This window comes from Ciceribacter sp. T2.26MG-112.2 (assembly GCF_900492205.1).
GTDB classification, from domain to species: Bacteria; Pseudomonadota; Alphaproteobacteria; order Rhizobiales; family Rhizobiaceae; genus Allorhizobium; species Allorhizobium naphthalenivorans_A.
The window spans coordinates 42,119-53,780 of the sequence record NZ_UEYQ01000024.1 but is presented as its reverse complement, the minus strand read 5'-3'; the positions used below and the strand labels follow the sequence as shown (position 1 = coordinate 53,780).

The window sequence follows — 11,662 nt, the reverse complement described above, 5'->3', positions numbered from 1 at the left end:
CAGACGGCACGGCTGGGTTAAGCCCTCCCCCTTGTGGGGAGGGTGGGGAGGGGTTTTCGTTCATGGGCAACAGGCATCCCCGAAAGACGAGGTTTCGCCCGTTGCACCATCCTTGCAAGGAGCCAGCCATGACCGACACTGCAGGCACCGAGCCCCGCGTCATTGCCACCGACGCCGCGCTCGCCTTCCTTGCCGAAATTCGCGAGGATCATCCCGACATCCTGTTCCACCAGTCCGGCGGCTGCTGCGACGGCTCGTCGCCGATGTGCTATCCGGTCGCCGAATACCGGGTCGGCGAGACCGATGTGAAGCTCGGTGAGATCGGCGGCGTACCGGTCTATATCAGCGGCTCACAGTATGAGGTGTGGAAGCATACGCAGCTGATCATCGACGTGGTTCCGGGGCGAGGGGGCATGTTCTCGCTCGACAATGGGCGCGAGCGGCGCTTTCTCACGCGCTCGCGGCTTTTTGCCGGCGGTGGGGCCTGTGCCTTGCCGATCGATGAGGCGCGGCCGGCCGAGTAGCTCGAAACGAAAAGTCCCGCGAAGCACAGGCTCCGCGGGACTTTGTTGGGGCGATCGGATGGGGTCAGGCGGCGCGTCGTGCGGCGGCCGCGGGCCGGTTGCCGATGGAGAAGCTGCTGACCTGGTCCGTCAGACCGTCGGCCTCGCTTGCAAGCGCAAAGGCAGCGGCCGTGGTTTCCTCGACCATGGCTGCGTTCTGCTGCGTCACCTGGTCGAGGTCGTTGACCGAGGCGTTGATTTCGCCCAGCCGCTGCGACTGTTCGCGCGACGCGCTGGCGATCGAGCCGATATGGGTGTTGATCGTCTCGATATTGCCCTCGATCTTGTGCAGGCTCTCTCCGGTCTTCAGCACCAGCGCCACGCCATCGGCGACGTCTGTGGTCGAGGTGTTGATCAACTGGCTGATGTCGCGGGCCGCACCCGAAGACTTCTGCGCAAGCTCCCGCACTTCCTGGGCAACGACGGCAAAGCCCTTGCCGGCTTCACCGGCGCGTGCCGCCTCGACACCGGCATTGAGTGCCAAAAGGTTGGTCTGGAAGGCGATCTGGTCGATCACGTCGATGATTTGGCGGATCTTGGCAGAGGAGCTTTGGATCCGCTCCATGGCGACGATCGCCTCGTTGACCACGGTCGACGAGGTCTTGGCATCCGAGAGCGTGTCGGCCGTGACCTTGACCGCGGTCTCGCAACGCCGAAGGGCGTCATTGACCGAACCGGTCATTTCGCCGAGGGCCGCGGCCGCCTCTTCCAGAGAGGCCGCCTGGCGCTCGGTGCGATGGGCGAGGTTTTCCGAGGCGCCCTTCAGGTCGGAGGAACCTGCCCGGATCGTGTCGGCGCTTTCGGTGATGGTGCGGATCGTGTCCTCCAGCCGCTCGACCGAATTGTTGAAGTCGATGCGCAGATGATCGAGCGAGGAGACGAATGGACGTTCGATGCGCAGATTGAGGCGACCGCTCGACAGGTTCTGCAGGCCCGTGGCAAGAGCCGACACGGCATCCTCCAGTTCCTGGGCGCTGCGGGCCTTTTCCGCTTCGCGCTGGCGGCGCTCGTCGTCGATCTGCGCGCTGCGCTCGACCGTTTCGGCTTCCATGCGCTCCTTTTCGAGCGCGTTCTGGCGGAAGGATTCCAGCGCCCGCGCCATCACGCCGATCTCGTCGGCGCGGCCCGTCGCGGTGATGTCGATTGCCTTGTCACCCTGGTTCAGCCGGTTCATCAGCGTGGCCAGATCGGTAAGCGGGCGGGTCAGGCTCGACGAGACGAGGATGCCGACGCCGCCCATGCAGACGAGAACCGCAACGGTGGTCAGGAGTGCCCACCAGGCAAGCTCCTTGGCGGAAGCGAGCACCTTGGCTTCGTCCTGGCCGACGACGAGCAGATGGTTCTGGCCGAACAGCGCGACCGGCAGATAGGAATAGAAGGCCGAATGGTCACCCGAGACGGCGAAGGTCGAGCCCGTCTCGCCGCTTGCCGCGGCCTTGGCAAGTTCGGGGGCGATCACGGCATCCTTGCCGCCGCTGAACGTGCCGCCGCGGACAGTCCCGTCGGCGTTGAGGACGAAGGCGTCGTCGATCGTGGTGCCGAGCCCGTCAGGCGTGATCATGGCGGAAAGCTTGGCTGCGGAAACGCGGATGATCACCACGCCCTTCTTCACCGTCTCGCCCCATACGGAGATCGCCAGCGGCTTTGCAATCAGGGCCGAGGCGCCGTCGTCGCCCTGGGGGTAATCGGCAAAGCCGGAGACGTGCGTCTCATCCAGCTTTCCGGCATTGGCCCGATCGAAGATCTCCTTGATCGCGGCGTTTTCCGGATCGGCGACGTTCGTCAGGAATTCCTTGCCCTTGGTGACGGTGTAGACCAGCGTCCCGGCGTTATCGACGATGATCACGTCGCTGGCATTGGTGTTCTTCCAGGCGCTGGCAACCGTGCCGTGGAAGCCGGCATGGCGCACACCATAGAGCAGCTTGAGCTTGGTGCCGTCCATGGCGGCGCGTTCGTCGACCGACGAGCCGCTCGGCTGGAAGACCTGCTTGATATCCTTGGCCTCAAGCGGAATGATGTTGACCATCATGTCGGTCGCTTCGCCGATCGCGGTATTCTGGGCGAGGTCGGAGAGCGATTGCTCGACGCGCCTGATATAGGCGTTGAGGTCCTTCGACTGGGTCTTGGCGACCGATTCGAGCCTGAGCTTGCTCGCCTCGATCAGGCCGCTCTTGCCGACCTGGTAGCTGAGAATGCCGACAGCAAAACAGGATACCAGCGTGGCGCCGACGACGAGCCCGGCAAACTTGGCTTTGACGGATGACAGGGCGCCCGGCTTGGCGACGCCCAAATGGCTTGGTGACATGAATAACCTCCCAGGGGCAAACAGCCCGCGGAAAGTTTCACGACAATTGATTACGGTCAGGTTAAACCGGCGGTAGTTGATCTTGGAGTGGGCGCGTCAAACGCGCCGACCCCCGTCAGTCAAAGAGGCTGGAAACCGATTCTTCGGCGCTGGTCCGGTTGATCGCCTCGCCGAGTAGATTGGCCGTGGTCAGGACGCGGATATTGTGCGCCGATTGCACGGCCGTGGTCGGCTGGATCGAGTCGGTGATCACCAGTTCGCGCAGCTTCGACGAGGTGACGCGCGTGACTGCGCCGCCCGACAGCACGCCATGGGTGATATAGGCGGTGACGCTGGTCGCACCGTGCTTCAGCAGGGCTTCGGCGGCATTGCACAGCGTGCCCCCGCTGTCGACGATGTCATCGATCAGGATGCAATCCTTGCCGGACACGTCGCCGATGACATTCATCACCTCGGATTCGCCAGCGCGTTCGCGGCGCTTGTCGACGATCGCCAACTGACAGTCGATGCGCTTGGCGAGCGAACGGGCGCGCACCACGCCACCGACGTCAGGCGAAACGACCATCACGTTCTTGGTGTCGTAGCGTTCCTTCACGTCGCGGGCGAGAAGCGGCACGGCATAGAGATTGTCGGTGGGGATGTCGAAGAAGCCCTGGATCTGGCCGGCATGCAAGTCGAGCGTCAGCACGCGGTCGGCGCCGGCCTCGGTGATCAGGTTGGCCACGAGCTTGGCCGAGATCGGCGTGCGCGGGCCGGGTTTGCGATCCTGGCGGGCATAGCCGAAATAGGGGAGAACCGCCGTGATGCGCTTCGCCGAGGAGCGGCGGAAGGCATCGATCATGATGAGCAGTTCCATCAGGTGATCATTGGTGGGAAAGGAGGTGGACTGGACGACGAAAACGTCCTCGCCACGTACATTTTCCTGGATTTCGACGAAGATTTCCTGGTCTGCGAACCGCCTGACGCTGGCTTTTCCGAGTGGTACGTTGAGATAATTGCAGATTGCCTCGGCGAGCTGCCGGTTCGAATTACCTGCGAAAACCTTCATGTTGGTCCGCCTGTTGTCATGCTGAGATGGGCGCTTTTTAGCGCCCTTCCCCCCGAATGCAAGTGGTTTGCCGGAAATGCCCGCCTTTTTCGTGAAAAGATTCTAAGCGGTGCCGTTCAGCCGCCGCGCGCCTGCCGCCATGACGTGTATTCGGCGATCGTCTTCGTTCCGATCTGCTGCATCAGCGAGGCAGGCACGCCGGCCCATGGATCGGTCGCGGCGGAGGGCACCTTTTCCTCGCCCTGGATGCGATGGAGGCGGTTGCCGCCGCTGTCCAGCACGTCCCAGACATAGACGACGGTCACGGTGCCGCTGTCGCCGAAGGCGGAGAAATAGCCCTTGAGGATGTGCTCGCTCGCCGGGTCGCTTGCGCCCTTGATCGTCAGGCCCTTGCCGCGCGCCTCCGCGCCGAGTTGGCGCGACAGGGGGGTGACGGATTGCACGGGTGCGCCGATGATTGGCAGGAAGCGGATGGTGCCGGCAGCGCCGGCCGGGGTAAGGGCGGCGACTTCCGGCTGGGCCTGCACCGCCGGTTGCGACGGCTGAACCGGCTGGGTCACCTGGACGGGTTGCGCGCTCTCAACCGGCGCCTGCAACTGGGACGGCGGCGCGCCGCGCGTCTGTCCGCCGGGGCTCGGCGCTGCCGGATAGTCCGCGTCGTTCGGCTGGTCGCCGTAGAGCGGCGGGGATGCGGACGGATTACCCTGGCCGGCAGCCAACGCCGCAGCCTGGGCCTCGAGCGAATTCTGGGGTTGCGTTGCGTAGCCCTGTTCGGCGACCGTTGCGCTCTGGCCGTAGGATGTCTGCCCATAACTGGACTGTTGGCCCTGGGCCAGGGCCATGTCGCTCTCGCTTACAGGCTGGCCACCATCGCCAATTTCCATCGGCGGCACCAGGGCGTCGGGCGTGTTGCAGGCGGTGAGCGCGGCTGCCGCGATCAGGCCGGCCGTGGCCGTTCGGGAGAGTTTCATGGTCGCTGGCGTCCTCGTGCACCTCCGTCGGATTTGATGAGGATAACCTTAAAATCCTATCAATTCCTTAGAGGGCGATTGCGAGGCCGCGCAGCGGGGGCGTCAGGCTCCAGCTTTAGCTTTAGCTCTAGCTCTAGCTCTGGATCAGCTGCAGGGGATGTCGCGAAAGCGGACGTGCAGCCTCCGCGGTGGTGAGATAGGTGTGGCCGAGCGTCATTGCCGTGTCCCGTTCGCTGTCCATGATGATCATGTGCACGAAGAGCGTCATGTCGGGCAGGATCGGCTGGCTGTTGCCGGTATGGAACATCTGATGCTCCATCCAGGACGGCGAGAAGCGGGCGCCGAGCGAGTAGCCGCAGGCATTCAGCCGATGGCGGGCGAGACCGCGCTCGTCCATGATGCGGGCATGGGTCTCGAAGACGTCGCCGAAGGTAAAGCCAGGTCGCAGCACCGTCTCGATCGCCTTGATCGTTTCGTGGCAGGCCGCATAGAGCTCGCGCTGGCGTGCGCTCGGCTCGCCGATCACGATGGTGCGCATCATGGCGGCGTGATAGTGCGCGCTGACGCCCGCCCATTCCAGTGTCAGCTGGTCCTTGTCCGACAGGGTGCGGCGGCCCGACTTGTAGCGGCACAGAAGCGCATCCGGGCCCGAGCCGATGATGAATTCGTTGGCCGGATAGTCGCCGCCGCCGGCCAGGATCGCGCCTTGCATGGCGGCGAGGATGGCGGCCTCGTCCCCGCCCGCCCTGATGAGGGGGAGGGCCGCGTCGAGCGCGTCGTCGGCAAGGGCGGCTGCCCGCTCGACATGGGCGATCTCCGCCGGGCTCTTGATCAGTCGCAGTTCGCTGACGACATAGGATGCCTCGACGATCTCGCAGAAATTGGTCAGCTGGTTGTCGAGGAGCCGCGCGACCCGGCCAGTCATGCCATGGGTGTCGTATTCGATGCCGATCCGGGCGCCGAGCAGGTCCATCTCGCTCAGCAGATTGCGCAGGTCCATGGTCGGATCGGCATTCACCCGGTCGACCCATATGACGATGTTTTCGATATTGGACGTCCGCTTGGCCTGCCGCAGGTCGGCCGAACGGGTCAGCAGCGTCATCGACCCATCGGCCTTGACGATCAGCGTCTGGAAGAAGCAATAGCCGAAGGTGTCGTAGCCGGTCAGCCAGTACATGCTTTCCTGGGCGAAGAGCAGGATGGCGTCGAGCTTCTGCTCGGCCATGCGTGCGGTCAGCCGCTCCAGCCTTGCGGCGTATTCGTTCGCGTCGAAATGCAGGGCCATGTCAGTCCTCCCTTATGGCGATCGCGGAAATCTGTCGTCCGTAGTCAGGCTCACCGGCATGGGTGGTGCGGCGATAGGAATAGAAAGCGTCGGGGTCGGCATAGGTGCAGATGCCAAGGCTCTCGGCCCGCACTCCGGCATCGATCAGCCGCTTCACCGTCAGGCCCTGCAGGTCGAACATGGCATGGCCGGGCCTGGTCGAGGGGCTGAAGAAGCGGGCGAAATCCGGGTTCTCGGTGATGAAGCGGTCGACGAATTCCGGTCCGACCTCGTAATTGGCGCCGCTGATCGACGGGCCCAGGCAGGCGGTGATCGCCTCGCGGCGGGCGCCGAGCGATTGCATGGCGAGAATGGTGTTTTCCAACACGCCGCCGAGCGCGCCCTTCCAGCCTGCATGGGCGGCGCCGATGATGCCGGCCTCGGCGTCGGCAAACAGCACGGGACCGCAATCGGCGGAGAGCACGCCCAGGATGACGCCGGGGGAGGCCGTGACGAGGGCATCGGCCGTCGGGCGGTTGCCGTCATAGGTGCGATCGACCACGACGACGTCGGGCGAGTGGACCTGATGCACGGTCGCCAGCCGTTCCGGCGAAAGGCCGAACCAGCCGCTGACGCGGCGGCGGTTCTCATGGACCTTTTCCCGTTCGTCATTCGAGCCGATGCCGACGTTCAGGCCCCGATAGATGCCTTCAGAAACGCCGCCCCTGCGGCTGAAGAAGCCGTGGCGGATACCCTTGTCCTCGGCATCGGCGAGAAGCGGGCTGGTGAGCGGTTCGGGTAGGTGGTGGTCCTGCATGAGCAGCCTCCGAAGCGGCGGGCGGGCGATCGATTCGACCGCGTCACCCCTGAAAACATTAGGGAAACAAGGATCTTGCCGCAGTTTCAGTCGGCGGGATGTTGGCTTATCGCCGCCGCCGCTGTCAATTGGCTCCCTTGAAAGGCGGCAGGGCTACGGCCGGGCTGGAAATCGCCATGACCTTGAAAAGCTCGCCCATGCGGCCCTCGCCGGCACCCGCCAGACGCTCGACCGCCTTGACGATTTCGCCCTGCGTCTTTTCGTCCTTTCCGCGCCCGAGCGAGGCCGCACGGTCCTCGATGCCGAGCCCGATCAGGAAGTCGCCCTGATACATGCAGCCGTTGACGTGAACGCCTGCCGCCAGCGCCGTGCGGGCGAGATTTTCGAAGTCGACATGACTGGTGAGATCCGCCATGCCGGGATGGGCCAGCGGGGGATCATATTCGTGAGCGAGAACGGCCTGGAGCGTGTCGCCAAAGCCGCTGACCATGTGTCCGTAGTCGATGATCAGGGCGGTGCCATGGCATTTCAGCAGCCGCTCGCACAGTGTCGTCATGACCGCCTGGCGGGCGGGGGCGATTTCGAAGATCTCGCCATCGTGTGGCGCGATCTGCCGGGGCGGCAAGAGGGCCGGGTCGAGGGTGGCGACACCGGCTGCAAAGCAGAGTTCGCCGTCGGCGTCGAGGCCGACCATGCGTTCGCGAAAACCGGTCGGCGTCTTGACGAACTGGCGGATCGGAATGGCATCGAACAATTCGTTGGCGGCGATCAGGGTGAAGCCTTCCGGAACCTCGTCGAAGCTCGAATGCCAGGCGATCCGGTCTCCATGGGCGGACAGCGTCTGGCGCTGCACCTCCTGCAGGGCCGGGCTCGTCTCGACGAGGTGGATGCTGGCCGTCTCGTAGAGGCGCGGCGCGAGCCTTACGATCACCCGCAGCATGTCGGCCATCATCGTGCCGCGTCCGGGGCCGATCTCGACGATCCGGGCATCGAGCGGTTCGCCATGGCGCTGCCAGGCGACGACGAGGAAGATGCCGACCATCTCGCCGAACAACTGGCTGATCTCAGGCGCGGTGACGAAGTCGCCGGCCCGGCCGAAGGGATTGCGGGTCTTGTAATAGCCGTGCTGCGGGTCGGCCAGGCAGAGTGCGAAATAGTCGGTGACGCTCATCGGACCGCCGGCCAGGATCAGCGACTTAATTTTCTCGGCAAGGGCAGTTGTCATCGAGGGCGCCTCATTCTCGCTTCACGACCGCGGGCCGGCGGCACGGCGCGCCCTCAGCAGCGCCCACACGCCGACCGCGAGCATGGGCAGGGACAAGAGCATGCCCATGGTCAGCCAGCCGCCGAAAAGATAACCGAGTTGCGGATCCGGCTCGCGGAAGAACTCGACGGTGACACGCGACAAGGCATAGAGAATGACGAACAGGCCGGTGATCAGACCTGGCGAACGGAAGCCGCCCAGCAGGCGCCCGACGAGCTGGAGCACGACGAAGATCAGCAGTCCCTCGAGCAGGGCTTCATAGAGCTGGCTCGGATGGCGCGGGAACGGGCCACCCGTTGGAAAGGCCATGGCCCAGGGCACGTCGGAGGGCCGTCCCCAGAGTTCGCCGTTGATGAAGTTTGCGATGCGCCCGAACAGGATGCCGAGCGGGGCGACGCTCGCGACGATGTCGAACAGGCTCCACAGGGGGATGGCGTGGCGCCTTGCGAAGAAGACCATGGCCAGCGTCGCGCCGAGGAAGCCGCCGTGGAAGGACATGCCGCCATTCCAGATCTGGATCGCGCGGATCGGGTCGGCGAGGATCGCGGCGAAGTCGTAGAACAGGATGTAGCCGATGCGTCCGCCGAGGACGATGCCGAGAGACACCCAGACGAGGAAGTCGTCGAGGTGAGACGCCGTGCAGGGCGGAGTGTCGTTCGGCCAGAGTTTCGCATTGCGCAGCATGCCGCGCGCCACCAGCCATCCCAGCATGATGCCGGCGACATAGGCAAGGCCGTACCAATGGATCGCCAGCGGACCGAGAGAGAAGGCCACGGGATCGATCGCCGGAAAGGTGAGAATGGACAGAAGTTCGGCGGCTGAGGACAAGGGTGCTCTTTCTCCAATGTTGCCGGAAAATGGCGTTCCGATCTGGCACGGTCAAGATGGAATCGCGCATGCGGCCTTCGCACGCGGGGGCGAGCGCGAAATTCGCTTGCAACGGCACGGCTGAATGCCTACCTCAACTGTTGTTACCGAGGACACCGTCCGGGGATCGAACGCAAGAGGAGCCACAGCCATGTCGACGGGCCCGAACCGTATTATGGACGATTTCGCCAAGCTTATGACCGATGCCGCGGGCGCCGCCCAGGGCGTGCGCAAGGAAATGGAAACCGCCTTTCATGCGCAGGCCGAGCGCTGGCTGAACAGCATGGATGTCGTCAAGCGTGAAGAATTCGAGGCCGTTCGCGAGATGGCGATCAAGGCGCGCGACGAGAACGACGTTCTGTTGAAGCGCATCGAGGCGCTCGAGGCGAAGCTGGCCGCGGAAGGCAAGTAGCGCCGTACGGGGGCGAATGCCCCTCCTGTGCTTCCCTCAAGGCACGAAAGCTGCCGTATTTTCAAGGCCTGCCACGATGATCCGTGGCGGGCCTTCGTCGTTTTGCGCCCGGCGGTGCTCTCCGGCCGGCGAATGGTTCATACAGGTTATTTATCCACATGCTCGCGGCACGAAAAAAGCCAATGGGCAGAGTCGTTTATCGGTGACTGCGCAGGTTGTGACGCAAGTGCTGTCCACAGACCCGTCAAGCAAAAGGCCGGCCGGGGGCTGGTACTTGGTCTTTGCCATTATACACTGATTTTAAATGATGATTCGAGACGGACCTTCGCAAGTTTCGGACAGGGTGGGTGTTTTATCCTGTGGTCCAGTCGGAATCATTCCCAGTGTTGTTTCCGGTTCAGTCGTTTGTGTCCTTCGGTGTTTTCACTCGAATATCGCATTCACTCCGGTCAAGAAGGTGCCGCATGAGCCTCATGGAATTTGACTTCGAACGACAGTCCAACCCGGTCGACATGATCGAGTTCGTCGCCTCCAACAATGATTGGTCGTTCGAGCGCTCGGGCGAGGACGAGCTTGCCATGACCGTCGCGGGCCGGTGGGCCGACTATCAGGTGTCGTTCTCCTGGATGGAGGAGTTCGAGGCGCTGCATCTGGCGGTCGCCTTCGACCTGAAGATCCCGGATGCCCGCGTCAACGAGGTGATCAGGCTGCTCTCGCATGTCAACGGCCAGGTCCTTATGGGGCATTTCGACCTGTGGCGGCATGAAGATGTGGTGATCTTCCGCCAGTCGCTGCTGCTCGCCGGTGGCGCCGAGCCGACCAATCGGCAGGTTGAAGTTCTTCTGTCGAGTGCGGTCGATGCCTGCGAGGCCTATTTCCAGGCGTTCCAGTTCGTGGTCTGGTCGGGCATGGACGCCAAGAGCGCCATGGATGCGGTTCTTTTCGAAACGGCCGGGGAAGCCTGAGCATGAGCTATTCGACGATGGGGCAGGTGGTGCTGGTCGGTGCCGGCAATATGGGCGGCGCCATGCTGTCCGGCTGGCTGAAAAGCGGCGTCCCGGGTTCGTCCGTCACCGTGATCGATCCCGGTCCGTCGGAAGTCATGCTGAAGCAGATCGCCGATGCCGGTGCGCGCTATACCAGCCAGGCGCCGCACGGGCTCAAAGCCGATATCCTTTTCCTCGCGCTCAAGCCGCAGGTGATGGAAGCGGTGCTTCCGGGCCTGAAGTCGCTCGTCGGACCGCAGACCGTCGTGGTTTCGGTCGCCGCCGGCAAGACGCTTGCCTTCATGGAGGAGCATCTCGGCGCCGCCGCCATGGTGCGCGCCATGCCGAATACCCCGGCAATGATCGGTCGCGGCGTCACCGGCGCCTTCGCCAACAATGCCGTCAGCGCCGGGCAGCGCGACATGGTTCACCGCCTGCTCAAGGTTTCCGGCCCGGTCGAATGGCTGGACAGCGAAGAGCAGATCGATGCGGTGACGGCCGTGTCGGGCAGTGGGCCGGCCTATGTATTTTATCTCGTCGAGTGCATGGCTGAGGCGGGCCGCAAAGCCGGCCTGCAGGCGGACCTGGCCATGCGTCTCGCACGGGAAACGGTCGCGGGGGCTGGTGAACTGCTTCACCAGTCCCCCGACGCCGCCGAAAAACTGCGGCAGAACGTGACGTCGCCGGGCGGAACGACGGCTGCGGCCCTATCCGTTCTGATGGCCGAGGACGGCATGCAGCCTTTGTTCGACAAGGCGATCGAGGCGGCGCGCAAGCGGGCCGGGGAACTGGCCGGATGAGCGAGGCGCCTAAGGTTCAGCCCGAGATCGGCTATGCCGATTTCGAGAAGGTGGACATCCGTGTCGGCACGATCGTCGAGGCGGAGCCTTTTCCGGAGGCGCGCAAGCCGGCCTTCAAGATCAGGATCGACTTCGGCCCCGAGATCGGCATCAAGAAGTCGTCGGCACAGATCACCGTGCACTATACGCCGGAGAGCCTGATCGGCCGGCAGGTGCTCGGCGTGGTCAATTTCCCGCCGCGTCAGATCGGCCCCTTCCGTTCCGAAGTGTTGACGCTCGGCTTTGCCGACGAGAACGGCGCGATCGTGCTTGCCGCGGTCGAGCAACCGGTACCGAACGGCATGAAGATGATGTAAGGCGTCCGC

The 11,662-nt window shown here is 64.0% G+C and carries 12 protein-coding genes; 5 read left to right on the top strand and 7 right to left on the bottom strand.

From position 1 onward, the window contains the following. Positions 1-128: 128 nt before the first annotated feature. Entirely contained in the window at positions 129-524 is a 396-nt protein-coding gene (locus tag DYZ14_RS20685) for a DUF779 domain-containing protein (RefSeq protein ID WP_154722443.1), read from the top strand. Between the two features lie 64 nt (positions 525-588). Here the strand turns inward: DYZ14_RS20685 and DYZ14_RS20680 are convergent, their stop codons facing one another. From DYZ14_RS20680 to lgt, 7 genes are all read right to left on the bottom strand, one after another. Continuing rightward, positions 589-2,868, bottom strand: a complete 2,280-nt coding sequence (locus DYZ14_RS20680) for a methyl-accepting chemotaxis protein (protein ID WP_154722442.1) — start codon at positions 2,866-2,868, stop codon at positions 589-591. 115 nt (positions 2,869-2,983) lie between these two features. After that, positions 2,984-3,916: a ribose-phosphate pyrophosphokinase gene (locus DYZ14_RS20675; RefSeq protein ID WP_115671642.1), complete on the bottom strand. Its 933-nt coding sequence runs from the start codon at positions 3,914-3,916 to the stop codon at positions 2,984-2,986. Between the two features lie 116 nt (positions 3,917-4,032). Next, a complete protein-coding gene (locus DYZ14_RS20670; RefSeq protein WP_154722441.1) occupies positions 4,033-4,887 on the bottom strand; it encodes a hypothetical protein in 855 nt (284 codons plus the stop codon). A gap of 133 nt (positions 4,888-5,020) precedes the next feature. Continuing rightward, on the bottom strand, positions 5,021-6,172 hold the full coding sequence (locus DYZ14_RS20665; protein WP_154722440.1) for a M24 family metallopeptidase: 1,152 nt from the start codon (positions 6,170-6,172) through the stop codon (positions 5,021-5,023). 1 nt (position 6,173) lies between these two features. After that, a complete protein-coding gene (pgeF, locus tag DYZ14_RS20660) occupies positions 6,174-6,968 on the bottom strand; it encodes a peptidoglycan editing factor PgeF (RefSeq protein ID WP_154722439.1) in 795 nt (264 codons plus the stop codon). A 124-nt stretch (positions 6,969-7,092) separates the two neighbouring features. After that, on the bottom strand, positions 7,093-8,193 hold the full coding sequence (locus DYZ14_RS20655; RefSeq protein ID WP_154722438.1) for a class I SAM-dependent methyltransferase: 1,101 nt from the start codon (positions 8,191-8,193) through the stop codon (positions 7,093-7,095). 21 nt (positions 8,194-8,214) lie between these two features. Then, the gene (gene lgt, locus DYZ14_RS20650) at positions 8,215-9,060 is read right to left on the bottom strand and encodes a prolipoprotein diacylglyceryl transferase (RefSeq protein ID WP_154722437.1); all 846 of its coding nucleotides are present in this window, start codon (positions 9,058-9,060) and stop codon (positions 8,215-8,217) included. A gap of 190 nt (positions 9,061-9,250) precedes the next feature. On the opposite strand from lgt, the gene DYZ14_RS20645 reads away from it, so the two are divergent. From DYZ14_RS20645 to DYZ14_RS20630, 4 genes are all read left to right on the top strand, one after another. Then, positions 9,251-9,511: an accessory factor UbiK family protein gene (locus DYZ14_RS20645; protein WP_154722436.1), complete on the top strand. Its 261-nt coding sequence runs from the start codon at positions 9,251-9,253 to the stop codon at positions 9,509-9,511. A 464-nt stretch (positions 9,512-9,975) separates the two neighbouring features. Beyond that, positions 9,976-10,476, top strand: a complete 501-nt coding sequence (locus DYZ14_RS20640; RefSeq protein WP_115671649.1) for a type III secretion system chaperone family protein — start codon at positions 9,976-9,978, stop codon at positions 10,474-10,476. A gap of 2 nt (positions 10,477-10,478) precedes the next feature. Continuing rightward, positions 10,479-11,297: a pyrroline-5-carboxylate reductase gene (gene proC, locus DYZ14_RS20635; RefSeq protein ID WP_154722435.1), complete on the top strand. Its 819-nt coding sequence runs from the start codon at positions 10,479-10,481 to the stop codon at positions 11,295-11,297. After that, a complete protein-coding gene (locus DYZ14_RS20630) occupies positions 11,294-11,653 on the top strand; it encodes a tRNA-binding protein (RefSeq protein ID WP_154722434.1) in 360 nt (119 codons plus the stop codon). The genes proC and DYZ14_RS20630 overlap by 4 nt, the downstream gene beginning before the upstream one ends. Positions 11,654-11,662 lie beyond the last annotated feature (9 nt).

Coding starts and splice junctions, on each gene's coding strand:
- DYZ14_RS20670 (WP_154722441.1), bottom strand. CDS start 4,887: ATGAAACTCTCCCGAACGGCCACGGCCGGCCTGATCGCGGCAGCCGCG.
- DYZ14_RS20680 (WP_154722442.1), bottom strand. CDS start 2,868: ATGTCACCAAGCCATTTGGGCGTCGCCAAGCCGGGCGCCCTGTCATCC.
- DYZ14_RS20685 (WP_154722443.1), top strand. CDS start 129: ATGACCGACACTGCAGGCACCGAGCCCCGCGTCATTGCCACCGACGCC.
- DYZ14_RS20675 (WP_115671642.1), bottom strand. CDS start 3,916: ATGAAGGTTTTCGCAGGTAATTCGAACCGGCAGCTCGCCGAGGCAATC.
- DYZ14_RS20630 (WP_154722434.1), top strand. CDS start 11,294: ATGAGCGAGGCGCCTAAGGTTCAGCCCGAGATCGGCTATGCCGATTTC.
- DYZ14_RS20640 (WP_115671649.1), top strand. CDS start 9,976: ATGAGCCTCATGGAATTTGACTTCGAACGACAGTCCAACCCGGTCGAC.
- pgeF (WP_154722439.1), bottom strand. CDS start 6,968: ATGCAGGACCACCACCTACCCGAACCGCTCACCAGCCCGCTTCTCGCC.
- DYZ14_RS20645 (WP_154722436.1), top strand. CDS start 9,251: ATGTCGACGGGCCCGAACCGTATTATGGACGATTTCGCCAAGCTTATG.
- DYZ14_RS20665 (WP_154722440.1), bottom strand. CDS start 6,172: ATGGCCCTGCATTTCGACGCGAACGAATACGCCGCAAGGCTGGAGCGG.
- proC (WP_154722435.1), top strand. CDS start 10,479: ATGAGCTATTCGACGATGGGGCAGGTGGTGCTGGTCGGTGCCGGCAAT.
- DYZ14_RS20655 (WP_154722438.1), bottom strand. CDS start 8,193: ATGACAACTGCCCTTGCCGAGAAAATTAAGTCGCTGATCCTGGCCGGC.